Source organism: Marivita cryptomonadis (genome assembly GCF_002115725.1).
In the GTDB taxonomy this organism is placed as follows: domain Bacteria; phylum Pseudomonadota; class Alphaproteobacteria; order Rhodobacterales; family Rhodobacteraceae; genus Marivita; species Marivita cryptomonadis.
Map to the genome: position 1 here is coordinate 21,186 of NZ_JFKD01000027.1, position 13,961 is coordinate 35,146.

General features: G+C 52.5%; 19 protein-coding genes. 13 read left to right on the forward strand and 6 right to left on the reverse strand.

The window, feature by feature from the left end; all coding sequences use genetic code 11:
* Positions 1 to 144 precede the first annotated feature (144 nt).
* The 4 genes from MCRY_RS20010 (at position 145) to MCRY_RS20025 (ending at position 3,058) form a co-directional block, all read left to right on the forward strand.
* Entirely contained in the window at positions 145 to 1,416 is a 1,272-nt protein-coding gene (locus MCRY_RS20010) for a flagellin (protein ID WP_085633187.1), read from the forward strand.
* 69 nt (positions 1,417 to 1,485) lie between these two features.
* Positions 1,486 to 1,854, forward strand: a complete 369-nt coding sequence (gene flaF / locus MCRY_RS20015) for a flagellar biosynthesis regulator FlaF (protein ID WP_085633189.1) — start codon at positions 1,486 to 1,488, stop codon at positions 1,852 to 1,854.
* Positions 1,851 to 2,255, forward strand: coding sequence for a flagellar biosynthesis repressor FlbT (gene flbT, locus MCRY_RS20020; protein WP_085633191.1), 405 nt, complete (start codon positions 1,851 to 1,853; stop codon positions 2,253 to 2,255). The genes flaF and flbT overlap by 4 nt, the downstream gene beginning before the upstream one ends.
* Positions 2,252 to 3,058: a DUF1217 domain-containing protein gene (locus MCRY_RS20025; protein WP_085633193.1), complete on the forward strand. Its 807-nt coding sequence runs from the start codon at positions 2,252 to 2,254 to the stop codon at positions 3,056 to 3,058. The genes flbT and MCRY_RS20025 overlap by 4 nt, the downstream gene beginning before the upstream one ends.
* A 15-nt stretch (positions 3,059 to 3,073) precedes the next feature.
* Here the strand turns inward: MCRY_RS20025 and MCRY_RS20030 are convergent, their stop codons facing one another.
* Entirely contained in the window at positions 3,074 to 4,411 is a 1,338-nt protein-coding gene (locus MCRY_RS20030; RefSeq protein WP_238939593.1) for a FliI/YscN family ATPase, read from the reverse strand.
* Between the two features lie 83 nt (positions 4,412 to 4,494).
* Between MCRY_RS20030 and MCRY_RS20035 the strand changes: the two genes are divergently transcribed.
* From MCRY_RS20035 to MCRY_RS20075, 9 genes are read left to right on the forward strand one after another with little or no spacing between them, the layout of a single operon-like run.
* The gene (locus MCRY_RS20035; RefSeq protein WP_085633197.1) at positions 4,495 to 4,878 is read left to right on the forward strand and encodes a FlgB family protein; all 384 of its coding nucleotides are present in this window, start codon (positions 4,495 to 4,497) and stop codon (positions 4,876 to 4,878) included.
* Positions 4,879 to 4,888: 10 nt separating this feature from the next.
* On the forward strand, positions 4,889 to 5,278 hold the full coding sequence (flgC, locus tag MCRY_RS20040; protein WP_085633199.1) for a flagellar basal body rod protein FlgC: 390 nt from the start codon (positions 4,889 to 4,891) through the stop codon (positions 5,276 to 5,278).
* Positions 5,279 to 5,303: 25 nt separating this feature from the next.
* Positions 5,304 to 5,591 carry a flagellar hook-basal body complex protein FliE gene (fliE, locus tag MCRY_RS20045; protein ID WP_085633200.1) on the forward strand — a complete coding sequence of 96 codons (288 nt, stop codon included), beginning with the start codon at positions 5,304 to 5,306 and terminating at the stop codon, positions 5,589 to 5,591.
* Between the two features lie 5 nt (positions 5,592 to 5,596).
* Complete coding sequence (locus tag MCRY_RS20050) at positions 5,597 to 5,866, forward strand: flagellar biosynthetic protein FliQ (RefSeq protein WP_085633202.1); 270 nt, start codon at positions 5,597 to 5,599, stop codon at positions 5,864 to 5,866.
* A gap of 1 nt (position 5,867) precedes the next feature.
* Positions 5,868 to 6,581 (forward strand): flagellar hook-basal body complex protein, encoded by a 714-nt coding sequence (locus MCRY_RS20055; RefSeq protein ID WP_085633204.1) that lies wholly within the window; start codon positions 5,868 to 5,870, stop codon positions 6,579 to 6,581.
* Positions 6,582 to 6,591: 10 nt separating this feature from the next.
* On the forward strand, positions 6,592 to 7,377 hold the full coding sequence (gene flgG / locus MCRY_RS20060) for a flagellar basal-body rod protein FlgG (RefSeq protein ID WP_085633206.1): 786 nt from the start codon (positions 6,592 to 6,594) through the stop codon (positions 7,375 to 7,377).
* Entirely contained in the window at positions 7,377 to 7,796 is a 420-nt protein-coding gene (gene flgA, locus MCRY_RS20065; protein ID WP_085633208.1) for a flagellar basal body P-ring formation chaperone FlgA, read from the forward strand. Before flgG ends, flgA begins: the two co-directional genes overlap by 1 nt.
* Before the next feature lies 1 nt (position 7,797).
* Positions 7,798 to 8,529, forward strand: coding sequence for a flagellar basal body L-ring protein FlgH (gene flgH, locus MCRY_RS20070; RefSeq protein WP_085633210.1), 732 nt, complete (start codon positions 7,798 to 7,800; stop codon positions 8,527 to 8,529).
* Between the two features lie 18 nt (positions 8,530 to 8,547).
* Positions 8,548 to 9,051 (forward strand): flagellar basal body-associated FliL family protein, encoded by a 504-nt coding sequence (locus MCRY_RS20075; protein WP_085633212.1) that lies wholly within the window; start codon positions 8,548 to 8,550, stop codon positions 9,049 to 9,051.
* Here the strand turns inward: MCRY_RS20075 and MCRY_RS20080 are convergent.
* The 5 genes from MCRY_RS20080 to MCRY_RS20100 all read right to left on the reverse strand — a co-directional run.
* Positions 9,048 to 9,470, reverse strand: coding sequence for a hypothetical protein (locus MCRY_RS20080; RefSeq protein WP_085633214.1), 423 nt, complete (start codon positions 9,468 to 9,470; stop codon positions 9,048 to 9,050). The two genes, MCRY_RS20075 and MCRY_RS20080, sit on opposite strands and share 4 nt — an antisense overlap.
* Positions 9,460 to 10,539, reverse strand: a complete 1,080-nt coding sequence (locus MCRY_RS20085) for an EscU/YscU/HrcU family type III secretion system export apparatus switch protein (protein WP_085633215.1) — start codon at positions 10,537 to 10,539, stop codon at positions 9,460 to 9,462. Before MCRY_RS20085 ends, MCRY_RS20080 begins: the two co-directional genes overlap by 11 nt.
* Positions 10,536 to 11,303, reverse strand: a complete 768-nt coding sequence (locus MCRY_RS20090) for a flagellar biosynthetic protein FliR (protein WP_085633217.1) — start codon at positions 11,301 to 11,303, stop codon at positions 10,536 to 10,538. Before MCRY_RS20090 ends, MCRY_RS20085 begins: the two co-directional genes overlap by 4 nt.
* A gap of 2 nt (positions 11,304 to 11,305) precedes the next feature.
* Positions 11,306 to 13,390 carry a flagellar biosynthesis protein FlhA gene (gene flhA, locus MCRY_RS20095; protein ID WP_085633219.1) on the reverse strand — a complete coding sequence of 695 codons (2,085 nt, stop codon included), beginning with the start codon at positions 13,388 to 13,390 and terminating at the stop codon, positions 11,306 to 11,308.
* A partial coding sequence (locus MCRY_RS20100) for a transglycosylase SLT domain-containing protein (RefSeq protein WP_139834132.1) occupies positions 13,390 to 13,961 on the reverse strand: 572 nt, incomplete at its 5' end. The genes flhA and MCRY_RS20100, both read right to left, overlap by 1 nt.

Genomic DNA, 13,961 nt, shown 5'->3' on the forward strand with positions numbered 1-13,961 from the left:
AGAAATAGAGGAAAAGTAGAGCAGCGGACAACTTCCCTGACACAGGGGGGGCACGACCCAGCACTTGTCAGAATGGCATTGAACCGCAATCCTTTTATTTGAGGGTTGCCCAGAAATGTGCAAAGCACAATTGAAAGGAATACAATGTCCAGCATTCTGACAAACAATGGCGCCATGGTCGCGCTTCAAACACTTAAATCAATCAATTCTCGATTGACCGATACACAAAATGCGATCTCGACCGGAAAATCGGTTGGCACAGCACGCGACAATGCCGCCGTATGGGCCATCTCAAAGGTCATGGAGTCTGACGTTAAAGGGTTCCAGGGCATCTCAGATAGCCTGAATCTTGGTGAATCCACTGTGGCAGTGGCGCGTAACGGTGCGGAAACCGTGACTGACCTTCTGACTGAGATGAAAGGAAAAATCGTTGCATCTCAAGAACAGAATGTCGATCGCGCAAAAATTCAAACTGATATCATCGCGTTGCGTGACCAAATCAATGCAGTCGTAGGGGCTGCTCAATTCAATGGCCTAAATCTCTTGTCAAATCGGGAAACCGATGCCGGTTCTGGAACAGTGAATGTCCTCGCGTCCCTCGATCGTTCTTCTAGCGGCGTATCAGCCAGCGATATTGCTGTCGGAAAGAAAGATCTTGGCACTACCGCCAGTTCAGTGACTGGCGGGACCGTGGCAAACCTGACAGCGGCAGCAACTCTTAATGCAACTCAAACAGCTTCTCTTGCAGTGACTGCACCGACAGGTGCGGGTCAGATTTTCAGCCTTGGCCTGACTGGAACAGACGCCAACGGCGACAACTTCGCTCCAGCGGACTACACAACCGGAACGACCGCAGCGGACGCGCAGAAAATTATGTATATCGCTCGGGATGGTGACACCGCTGGTGATGTCGCAAAAGGACTGGCGCAGGCGTTTGCCATCTACGCAGCTGAACAAGGCCTCGATACCGACGTCTTCAATGTCACTGCTTCCGGAAGCAGCCTGTCGATCGCATCCTCTGTGACTGATGGCACGGACACGATCGCTGCGCGCATCGATACCCTTACCAGCCCAACGGAAGTCACGATCGGTGGTGGTTTGGAGAGACTCAATGATATCGACGTAACGACAGACAGTGGTGCTGATGCTGCATTGGTTGCAATCGAATTCATGATCCAGAATGCCATCGATTCCGCCGCATCTTTCGGGTCGGCTCAAGGGCGCATTGAAACACAGTCGAACTTCATTTCCAGCCTGACCGACTCCTTGAAATCCGGTATCGGGACACTGGTCGATGCGGATATGGAAGAAGCATCCGCAAGGCTGCAAGCTCTTCAAGTCCAGCAACAGCTGGGCGTTCAAGCGCTCTCCATTGCCAACCAGGCGCCGCAATCTTTGCTCTCATTGTTCCGGTGATAAAGACCGGGCCGTTCAAGCGGCCCGCTCCGCCTTCACCACAATGATACTGCATAGGTTGAACTCGTAATGTCTCAGAACCTCGCTCACCATAATTATTCAAACGCACAGACGAGATCGGTAAAGGATGCAGAAATTGACGTCATTCTTGAAACGACTCGACGCTTGAGGCGTGCTAATCAGATGCGCGCCGAAAATTTTCCCGACTTTGCCAGTGCTTTAAGAGATAATTGCAAACTGTGGATTGTACTTTCCGCTGATGTAGCGAGCACCGGCAATGCCTTGCCAGAAAGCCTTCGTGCAAGAATATTTTACTTGGGTGAGTTCACACAGGAGCACACACGCAAAATTCTTTCGAACAAACTATCGGCCGACCCATTGATTGATATCAATCTTTCGGTGTTGCGCGGCCTTACAAACAAGAAGGATTCTCAATGACCGGTCTTGTACTGAAATTAGGCCCCAAAGAACGTGTCTTGATTAATGGGGCGGTAATTGAAAACGGTGATCGTCGTTCGCGAATTACTGTTTTGACTGCACAGGCTAATATCCTGCGTCTCAAAGATGCAATACATCCAGACGATGCTAACACTCCGGTGCGCCGGGCGTGCTATCTGGCACAACTTCTGCTCAGCGGCGAAGTCGATGCATCCCCTCTTTGGGACAGGTTAATGGGACAAATTCAGATCTTGGCAGATGTTTTGGTCGACCGGGCAAGTTCGAACCTTTTGCAGCAAGCGAAAGTCGCAATCGAGGAAAGAAATGCTTACGGGTGTTTAAAACTTCTCAGACAGATTTTGCCACTGGAAGCGCGTCTCTTGGCGCAGCGCAGACAATGAGCTTTCAGCCATTCGTATCAGGCACGGGTCTTGCAGGTTGGACGCTTCTCAAGTCAACGCTGAGCACCCAAAAAGCTGCGTTCAACCGGAACCCACAAACACTCTCAAACTCAAGATATTTTCTAGAAAAGTTCGACACCGTCAACAGTGCCGAGGACCTTGTCGAAAATCGCCGATTATTGCGCGTTGTCCTTGGAGCGTACGGCCTTTCCGAAGACATCAATAACATACACTTCGTAAAGACCCTTATGAAAGAAGGCGTCGATAGCCGGGCTGCTTTGGCCAATAAGTTGTCGGATCAAAGATATAAAGCGCTCGCTCGGGATTTCGATTTTTCGACAACGCCACCGCAGCACAAGCTGGCGACAGGATTCGCTGAAGAAATCGTGGTGCGCTTTCAAAATAATGCTTTTGAAATCAAGATCGGAGAAAATGATCAGGATATGCGTCTTGCTTTAGAGTTTTCGCGCGAATTCAGAAAACTCTCTGCAACCTCGATGTCTAATGCTGCAGGTTGGTATCAAGTTCTTGCAACACCGCCCATTAGGGAAGTGATGCAAACAGCCCTTGGCCTTCCAAAGGCATTTGCGCAGTTGGATATCGATGATCAGCATCAAAGAATTAAAGCCAAGGCAGAGAATGCTTTTGGCACCAGCAGCCTTTCAGAGCTCAGCAGCGAAGCGCTGGCCGAAAAGATAACCCGCCAGTTTCTGGTAATGCGCGACGTTGGAAAAACGGCGGAATCCACGCCCTGGCAAACAGCCCTCATGTTACTGCAGGCAATTCCCCAAAGATCCTCTTAAGGACACACCCTACCGTCAATCTTTCAGTGCACCACTTCGCAGCAAACAGAGCCGCAGCGCGCCGAAACTGTCTTGGATCGTGCCATCGGTTCGTGTCTTGATGAATTCCGAAAAGAAGTTCTGAAAGGCAATGGCTTGATCCAATTCAGGGTCGCCGCCGCCGGTGTAAAGACCAGCTTCGATCAGCGCTGAAGCCTCGTGGTAACGCGCCAGGAGGTGTCTTGAGCGCGCGATCAGATCGTTTTCTGCAGCATCTGCTGCAGAAGGCAGAGAACGAGAGACGGAGTCCAAGGTGCTTATAGCGGGAAATTTGCCCTGATCAGCCAGTTTTCTGTCGAGAACGACATGCCCGTCGAGGACTCCACGCAACATATCAGCTACAGGCTCATTCAGGTCCGAAGCTGCAACCAGAACTGTAAAAATCGCAGTAATGTCACCTGCACCATGCGGACCGGGGCCCGCTCGCTCGGCAAGTTTAGTCACACGAGAGGGCGTTGAAGGTGGAAAGCCTCGCAAACTCGGAAATTCCCCAGCCGACACCGCAACTTCCCGGTGCGCCTCCGCGAAGCGCGTTATCGAATCGACAAACAAGAGAACCTGTAGCCCAGCGTCTCGAAAATACTCAGCAATTCTCATCGCTGTCAGCGGACATCTCAATCGGGCGGTTGGCGCCGAATCCGCAGTGGCAGCAATGACAATGGCACGTTCATGATCTTGGGCTCCAAGCACATTCTGCGTGAATTCAGTGATTTCGCGCCCGCGCTCTCCGACCAAAGCCAAAACAATAACATCGGCTTCCATGGATCGAACCAAGTCAGCAAGAAGCGTGGATTTTCCTACGCCTGAACCCGCGAAGATCCCGAGGCGCTGGCCACGCGCAATAGGCAGCATTGTATTCAAGAGATGAAAACCGGTTCTCAAACGAGGCCCCATTGGTTTTCGAGACATCGCACTTGGCGGTTCATTCTCTAGGTCGAACGCGGTGGGCCCAGGAACAAGAGAGCTCCCATCAAGCGGTTTTCCATAAGGGTCGATCACCCGTCCAAGCCACGACGCATGTGGTGCAATACGTACTTGCCCACAAAGTGTCACACGATTGGATAAGGCAACCTGCCGCAGCGATGTATCGGGCAGAACTGTTACCCCAGTGTTATTGAGACGCAGAATATCGCCCATCAAAGCCGACCCGTCTGAGCGTATCAGACGCACGCGATCGCCCATACGGCCATCTTTTTCCAGTCCTGACACCTCGATCGTATGTCCATCGGTCGAAACGACTCGCCCAACTGCTTGCGAATGCGAGATTTCGGCGACTTTGCTTTTCAGCGATTCAAAAGCGGGGGCTTGCATCATGCGCTCCTTTCACGTTCTGCAAACCCTTTCTAAAGGAATCAGGGTTAAGCCTTCGTTGAACGAAACGAGGGAGAAGCCCTGTCATGTTCCAGAACTTGGATGTGTTCAAAACCGCAATGTCGATGGCGCGCCACGCTGGCGCGAAGCAAGCGCTCACGTCTCAGAATATCGCAAATTCAGATACGCCGGGATATTCCGCACAAACGGTCAGGCCGTTTGAAGACTGGTTGCCACGATCGCATGGCGGCTTTGAGACACGCAGAACTCGGGATGGTCACCTCGAACCTGTGGCGATCATGAACCCGCGGTCTTTCGCATTGGCGACCAGCAGCGATCCGAATGGGAACAGCGTCAATCTTGAAACAGAGATCCTGACGTCAGTAGAAGCAAAACGCCAACATGATCGTGCTCTAGCCATTTATCGCGCGTCTCTTGGTATTCTCCGCAGCGCCCTGAGCAAGCAGTAGGAGGTTCAAAATGTCCGATTTTTCAAAAGCCCTGAGCGTTGCAGCAAGTGGCCTGAAAGCACAGTCGTACAGGCTGAGAATTGTTTCCGAAAACGTCGCAAACATTGACACGCCCGGATATCGTCGGAAGACCGTCGCATTTTCTGAAGACCGCACCGTTACTGGCGTGTCGGCCGTTGCGCTAGAGAAAGTGGCGCTTGATCGGCGACTGGGAGAGCGCATCTACGATCCCGGTCACCCTATGGCCGATCAGTCGGGGCATTATGTCGGTTCGAATGTCGACCTCATCCTAGAAATCGCGGACGCGCGCGAAGCGCAGCGCAGTTACGAGGCCAACCTCAAGATGTTCGACCAGACGCGCCAAATGTCTTCGGGCCTCATGGATCTTTTACGCAAATAACCCCTTCCAGAATGGAGATACAGACATGGACGTAAAAACACTTTTCGCCTCACAGCAATACGCGGCGCTCAAACCCGCAACAGAACCCGATCCTCGCGCAGAAATCGCGCAGAGCTTTGCGAAGATCACAGAAGATTTTGCACAGGCGCTCTCGGCGACGGAAACAACCGCAATGGGGTCGATGTATGGTGACGCCGATCCCCATGCTTTGGTTGAGGCGTTGTCGCAATCGCAGCTGGCCGTCGAAACAGCGGTGACAGTCCGTAATCGGGTTGTCGAAGCGTACCAAGAAATCCTCCGAATGCCGGTGTGATCAGAATGCTGAGTGAGGGCTACATTTACGACGTATTGCGCGAAGGTCTGCGCGTCGCCGTAGTGATTTCTGCGCCTGTTTTGCTTGTGGCTCTCGTTACGGGTGTCTCGATCGGGTTGTTTCAGGCCCTGACATCGATCCAGGAAATGACTCTGACCTTTGTACCGAAACTGGCAGCGATGCTGGCCGTGTTCTGGGCATCGATGAATGTCATGACACAAAGCCTGATCGACTTTTTTCAGACCGTCATCATTCCGTCAATTTCAGGAGGCTGAGATGGAAACCTCAGGATATGTGACGCTGACGCGTCAATCCGGGCTGATGCGTGAAATGGAAATTATTGCGCATAATATGGCGAATGTCGCCACAACTGGATTTCGGCAGCAAGGAATTGTTTTTTCTGAATATATTGAAGCGGTTGGTCAAGGCGACAGCCTGTCCATGGCGGCAGCGCGGGTTAAATCGACCTCGATGTCACAGGGCATTCTTACACAAACAGGAAACCCTCTTGATCTTGCCATCGAAGGCAACGGATTTTTTCAACTCGAAACGCAAAATGGCATTCGTCTGACCAGGGCTGGCGCGTTCAACGTTAATTCCGTCGGCGATATCGTGACTGCCGAAGGTCACCGCGTTCTCGATATTGGGGGAGCGCCGATCAATGTCCCACCCGGAGAGGCAGATGTCACTGTCGCAGCCGATGGAACAGTCAGCCTCGGAGAGCAACTGCTTGGGCAGCTTGGTGTGGTCGAACCGGAAGCCGGGGCAGATCTCAAGCGCGAAGCTGGTGTGCTGTTTCAAACTGATGCCGCCCTTATACCCGCAGCGAATGGGCTTGTTCTTCAGGGTCATCTCGAAGGCTCGAACGTCGATGCAATTTCCCAATTGACCCGGTTGATCGAAGTGCAGCGTGCCTACGAAATGGGTCAAAAACTCCTCGATATGGGGGATGAACGATCCAAATCCGCCCTCCAGACACTCATCAAATAAAGGAAACTCCATGCGAGCTCTCAAGATCGCCGCAACAGGCATGACGGCCCAGCAAATGCGGGTCGAAATCATCTCGAACAATTTGTCCAATATGAACACAACCGGCTACAACGCACGCCGTGCAGAATTTTCCGATCTGCACTACCAACAGATTGCGCGCGCCGGCACCGTGAATGCAGCGGACGGGACTGTTCTGCCGACCGGCGTGCAAGTCGGACTCGGCGTGCGTCCGGCCGCTGTGTCGGTTCACCTTGCACAAGGGTCACTCAGCCAGACCAATTCCGATCTTGATTTAGCAATTGATGGCAATGGATATCTCGAAGTCGCAATGCCGTCCGGCCAAAGCGCCTACACGCGGGATGGCTCTTTAAAGCGAAATGCAGAGGGCCTGATCGTCACCTCCGAGGGATTTCCTGTGGCTCCCGAGATCGTCATCCCTCAAGACGCGCGCAGCATTTCCATTAATCCCGAGGGCGAAGTATATGCCTACTTCGCAGAAACTGCGGAACCGCAACTGCTTGGTCAATTGAGTCTGGTCGGATTTGCAAATGCAAAAGGCCTTGAAGCCCTCGGCGGCAATCTTTTTGCCGAAACCGAAGCATCTGGCGGCCCCTTGGTCGCGACCCCGGGCGAAGAAGGTTTGGGCACACTACGGCAAGGATATCTGGAAGACAGTTCCGTCGACCCGGTACGAGAGTTGACCGAGCTGATCGAGGCACAACGCGGTTACGAGTTGAACGCCAAGGTCATTTCAGCCGTAGACCAAATGCTCGGTGCGACCACACAGGTGCGATAGTGCGGATACTTCTCACACTCGTGTTGTCCTTCACCGGTACGTCAGTCTTCGCAGAGACGGTCTTCGCAAGAAACACCATCCGTGCCCGTGAAGTGATTTCGGCAGACGCCGTATTTCTGAAAATGGTCGAGACAGCCGGAGCCGCACAGTCTCTTGAAGACGTCATCGGGTCCGAAGCGAAACGGGCAATTTACGCCGGACACCCTGTCTTGGTGTCGAATATCACCCAAGCTGCTGCGATAGAACGCAACGAAGTTGTGACGGCAATCTTTGAACTCAACGGATTGACGATCTCCACCGAAGCGCGCGCCCTCGAGCGTGGTGCTGTCGGTGACGTGATCCGTGCAATGAACCTCACGTCCCGCAACACGATCCGCGCAGAAGTAATTGCAAATGGTTCACTCAGAGTACTCCCTTGATATGGCGCATCGTTTCACAGTCTTTCCCATCGCTTTCCTGATCTTGGCAAACTGCGGTCGCCTCGAACATGTTGGGCAACCACCCAGCCTTTCGCCGCAAAATGAAAGCGTGGAGCGGCAGGCGATGATCTATTCAGGTCTGCCTGAGAAGGCGATTGATACGTCAGCTTACCGACAAGCCTCCTTGTGGAGCGGTGATCAATCGTCCCTGTTCGGCGATCGCCGCGCATTCACAACCGGAGACATCCTGACTGTTCTCGTCGAAATTGACGATGAAGCCGAGATTTCAAACACCACATCCAGATCCCGTGGTGCAAATGAAAACCTTGGCATCCCTCATCTTCTGGGCACACCGCAACGGCAGAACAAATCTCTACCTGATGGGGCGAGCCTCGACACCGCAGTAGATCTTGAGTCCTCGAGTTCGAGCCAAGGCAACGGTTCGGTGCGGCGAAACGAGAAATTGACCCTGCGCATTGCCGCCACCGTGGTCGATGTTCTACCGAATGGCGTTCTCCGGATAGAAGGGACGCAAGAAGTCCGGGTGAATTTTGAACTTCGGGAGCTTTTTGTTTCCGGGTTTGTGCGCCGGGCCGACATCACGCGACAAAACGAAATCACCTACGACAAAATGGCTTCAGCGCGTATTTCTTATGGAGGACGTGGGCAAATCAGCGACGTACAGCAGCCTCGGATCGGACAGCAAGTGCTAGACGTCATTCTGCCATTCTGAAACCCGGAAAGATTCATTATGCTCAAATACGTGTTTCCAATCCTCGCACTTGTCATAGGGCTGGCCAGCGGAGGAACAGCCGCTGTTTTTCTTTCAAAGTCAGACGACGGCGCGGCGTCAGAGGCACATGGCGCAAGCCCAACCGATCAAACGGTCGCAAAGGGCACAGCAGAGGATGCTCAACAGGAAACCGGTAGTCTTGAAATCGTCAAGTTGCCCAGCCAGTTCGTAGTGCCTGTCATCATTGACACTCGCGTTCGCGCAATGGTCATTTTGACGGTTGCGCTCGAAGTCGAAGCAGGTCGCGGCGATCTTGTTCGCTCGTTAGAGCCCAAGCTTCGCGACGAATTCATTTCCGAACTGTTCGGCCTCGCGGCACTTGATGGTTTCAATGATGAAATCATCACACGACAAACGTTGGAACTTGTGAAACGCGCATTGTCCCAAAGATCGAAAGACGTTCTTGGGGTTCAGAATGTGAACGTCTTGATCACCGATATGGCGCGACAGGACACATTCTAGCGCCGTTTGTTCCTTTCAAACAAAAGCTGGTCGCCGGCCGAATATACAGAGGACCGCGCCTTGTCCCGATCTCTGCGTTCAATTCCCAGTTCGATAGCAAGCTTCTGACGTAAGGCCGCACTGAGTTGATCTTGAGTGTGCGTGCGTTGAATGGCGGCTCTGGCCAAAACCGGCTGCAACCTGAGCTGATCTTCAACTAGCTTTTGCAATCTCAACTCTCTGGCTTTGAAGGTGGCGGGCTGCTGGACGGATCGCTCTGAAAGGCATGCGATCAGGGTGTCTTCTTGTCGGGTTATCGCCACTTGTTGCGCACGCAGCTCGTCCTTCAGGCGTAACTCAGAGGCCAAATTTGATCTGAAGAGTTGAACCCGGGCATCCATAACTTCGAGAACGCGTGTCAGTTTGTCGTCATCGGCCACGCGCCATCCTCTTCTCGATGCGACGTGCATACCCGATGGCTGCAGCAACCGCTTTGTAATGCGATATGTCGATTGTCAGTCCAATTTCCACTTTTGCAAATAGCTCGCGTGCCGTTGTTGGATCACGATAAAGCGGTACGCCGCTTTGCATGGCAATCTCCCGAATTCTGCGCGCAGTTTCGTCAGTGCCTTTTGCAACGCATTTTGGCACGGACTTCGCAGTCCCATCCCAATGCAATGCCACGGCATAGTGGGTCGGATTGGTGATCACGACAGCTGCCTTAGGCACATCCAGCAACATGCGATTGGTTGCGATCTCTTCTGCCTTTGCGCGCCGTTTATGTCGAATGGACTCGTCACCTTCCTCATTCTTGTGCTCGTCCTTCATTTCCTTGTGGGACATTCTATTTTTTCGAGCGTGTTCCTGCACCTGCCAGAGCACATCGATCATGGCGAATATGACATAGACACCAAGAGTGAACCAAAGCCATTTGAATGCAACGTCATAGATATTTGCAAGAGCATTGTGTTCATCCAGCGTAATAGCGCTCTCAAAAAGAATGAAACTGTCGCTGAAAAAGAGCGAAATTAAACCAGCCAAGATCAAAAATTTCACAACATTCTTCGTAAACTCAAAAAAGCCAGACGCTCCAAATTTTTTTCTGGCATTCCCCAAAAGCGAAAGGCGATTCAATTTCGGTTGTATCTTGTTTGAGGTGAAAAGAACTTGACGCGTGGCGATAAGCCCAAGCAGCAAAACACAGAACGGAAATACGAATAGGAAAAGAAAAATCGGTGCAATTGAACGGGTGCTTCTGACAAACAGATTTCGACCGTTCAAAATCTCACATTCTAACAAGGAAGTCTGGATAAAATATCTCATATCTTGAACAATATCAGCCATATAGCCACCATAGATCACTGCAAGTGCGATCAATACAAGGGAGATGACCGCGAGATTGACCACATCTTGAGATCGAACAATCTCACCTTTCTTGCGTGCCTCCTCCAGCTTGCGGCGCGATGCTTCATAAGGCTTGTCACCTTGATCTTCTTTCTCCTCGCTCATCGTTGATAAGTATAAGGCATCATCAGAATCACTTTCGCCTTCTCTTGCCAGACCGATAAGAGCATGTCGTGATGCAGATAAAGAAAGTGTATGGAAAACAGCGCCACAAAAGGAATTCCAATAAAAGACACCATGAATTGGGGCATCGCCTTATTTACAAATCCAATAAATAGATAATAGACGAACATCAAACTCAGGAAACCAGACGCGAGGACAACAGCTTGGTTGAAAATGTAGTTAATTAGATTTGAGGCTTTTCCTGCCAGGAACCCTGCGATGTTGCTCATCGACGGCATGGAAAGGCTATACCCTGTGACAAATGTATAAAGCATCTGATCAGCCAATGTTGTAGAATACAATATAGCTACCCCAGTCGTGGTAAGAATATGGCTCACGACTGGCATGGGTTCCGTCGCATTTCCCAACATTTGCGACAGGGAAATCGACTGGCTTATAATCGCACCAGCTTTTTCGAGAAGATAGATCATGCCACGCGACACAAGGCCGATGAACGTGCCCAAAGTCGTCTCTCGGAGCACATACCAAAAAAGATTCGATCCAGTTGGAGCAACATCCGGAAGATGCGGCTCGAGTACCGGCGCAATCGCGGCGGCAAAGCAGAGGGCCACAACCAATCGGACCCGCGCAGAAACGTAGCCTTCTCCATAACCCGGAGCGAGAAAGAATGCCGGGCCCAGCCTAAGAAAGACGGCAGCCACCAGCCAGAATTGAGAGGTAAGTTCTGTAAGAACCCCTTCGACCATGACTAGGCAGCAATCGTTCCGACAAGCGCGGGTTTTGCATCAAGGCCGATTTCTTCGAACGCCATAACCGGATTGGATAGGCCTTTGGCTGTCAAAATGCTTCGCAGAAACCGGCGGCGTCTGCCTGGTGTCACCAATGCTGGAAAGATGCCTTTCTTGCTTGTTCGTGCGAGTTCTTCCGCAATGCGTTTTGCCAGAGTTTCAAAGTCACTGGGAGACAGCGCAACATCCGGTGCGCCCCGTTCGCTCTTGATCTCACAATCGACAAAGCGCTTTTCCCATTCGGCCGCCAAATGCACCAACGGGATGGTGCCATCGTCGCGGCGCAAAGCGGCAACAAGTTGGAACCCAAGCCGTTGCCTGACATGTTCACATATCGTTTCTGCCGCGTGTCCTTGGCCACGCATTTCAGCAACCGCCTCGAGAATTAACTGGAAGTTTCGGATAGATACCTGTTCATCGAGTAGAAGTTTCAAAACCTGCAACAGCGTATCCATTGGCACCTTGTCGGGAATGGTCTGATCTAAAAGTGTGCGGTTCGCCTCGGCGCGTGATGGGTTCGACAACGAGCAAAGTTCATCCAAAAGCCGTTTCAGAGACTTCATCGTCAGAAGCCGTCCCAAGTTCCGTTTGATCACTTCAAGAAGATGTGTCGCCAGAACCTCGCTGGGAGACACCACAGTAAGACCGTTCAGTTGCGCTTCTTCGCGTTCCGATCGGTGAATCCAGCGGGCGGGCGCTCCGTAGACTGGTTCTTCGACGTCCTCACCCTTGGGAAGCGCCACAGAATCTTCTTGGATCAGTGCGAGCATCAGGTCAGGATGCAAAACGCCACGTGCGACTTCGACACCATGAACGCGGAGCACATAGGTGCCATCCCGGAGCAACGCGTCATCTGTCAGGCGGACTTCGGGCATGATCATCCCGAAGCTTCGCGCGATATGGGTCCGCATATTAGTGATCCGGGAATCCAGTCCATTGGCGGGATCGAGAACCATATCGACAAGGTCGGGTGCAAATTCGACGTGCACATCATCGAGATCAAGCACATCTCCGATCGGACGCTCGATGCGGGGCGCAACAGCTTTGGCTGCACTTTCGTCTTTCTTGTCTTTCAGGTTCTGTCGACTGACCCAAAACGCCAGCCCTCCAAGGATCGCCCCCCCAAAGAGGAACGGCACACCGGGCAGACCGGGGACCAAGGCAAAAAGAACCATCAGAACAGCCACGGTGGCCAGCGCGGCGGGGTGACGCCCCAATTGCGACGTGATCGCAAGATCGGTTGCGCCAATTGCGCCACCGCGCGCAAGCAACAACGCGGCGGCAATGGAAATGATGACAGCCGGGATTTGTGTGACCAGTCCATCGCCAACTGTCAGGATCGCGTAAGTCTCGAATGCGGCTCCAATCGGCATGCCATGAACGACCGTCCCCATGATGAGGCCGACCACGATATTGAGCAGGGTGATCAAGAGCCCTGCAATCGCATCACCTTTGACAAACTTGGAGGCACCATCCAACGAACCAAAGAAAGTTGTTTCTTGCAATTCGCGATCTCGACGTGCGCGCGCCTCGTCATGTGTGATCGCACCTGCGGCCATGTCACTGTCGATGGCCAACTGTTTGCCGGGCATGCCGTCCAAAGCAAAGCGGGCTCCTACCTCGGCCATGCGCGCGGCGCCTTTCGTAATCACCATAAAGTTGACGATCAGCAGAACGCAAAAGACGACGAGACCCAGAAAAACGCTGCCGCCCATGACAAAATCGGCGAAACCCTGAATCACATTGCCGGCGGCATCAGTCCCCGTGTGACCTTCGCCAATGATCAGTTTGGTCGAACTGATATTGAGAGACAGGCGCAGCATTAATGAAGCAAGCAGGATGGTCGGGAAAGCCGAAAAATCTAGTGGTTTTTCAACAAACAGCGTGACGGTGAAAATCAGGATCGCCAGAGCGAATGACGTGGCAAGGCCAATGTCCAGAACCAATGCTGGAACGGGCAAGATCATCATCACAATGATCGCCATCAAGGCAACGGCCAGAGCAACCGTCGGATTGGCGAACATGTCCTGCACAGCGCGCAACATCAATCCGACTTTCTGAACGGGATGAAAGGTTGATTGGTCGCGCTTTCGGACAGAAACAACGATCCCGGTCGCGCAGTGCCTGACCGGCCCCACGTTGACGCGACCTCTTGTATTTGCTTGAGGGGCGCACTGGAGTCAGGTTGCGGCAGCAAGTTACGTATCTTGCTGAATTTGGCTTTGTACTTTTCCGCGAATTTGGGTGTGCGGCTGTGATATGCGCCCGCGGCTTCAGCCCAAGTGCCGAACTCTCGGTACAGGTCAATCAGGAAACGCGCGGCGTATAAAGCGTTCAGATCAGGGTTAAACATGTCATCAAGAGACCGAAACCCATCAGCATGCCAACGGTAGTTGATTTGAAAACAGCCTATGTCGATGTTCGACTCACCCCGTTTTATACGCGAGAAAACAAAAGATCGGGCCTCGTCTTCGGTCTGAAACCATGACCCATTGCCAGCGTGATTGATCGTCCAAGGCCAGGGATCTGCCGTCTTTCCCCGGCCCGTTTCAAGCCGAGTGATAGTTTGCATTACGTCAAGCGGCACACCGGTTTCCGCAGATGCCTTGCGCGCCG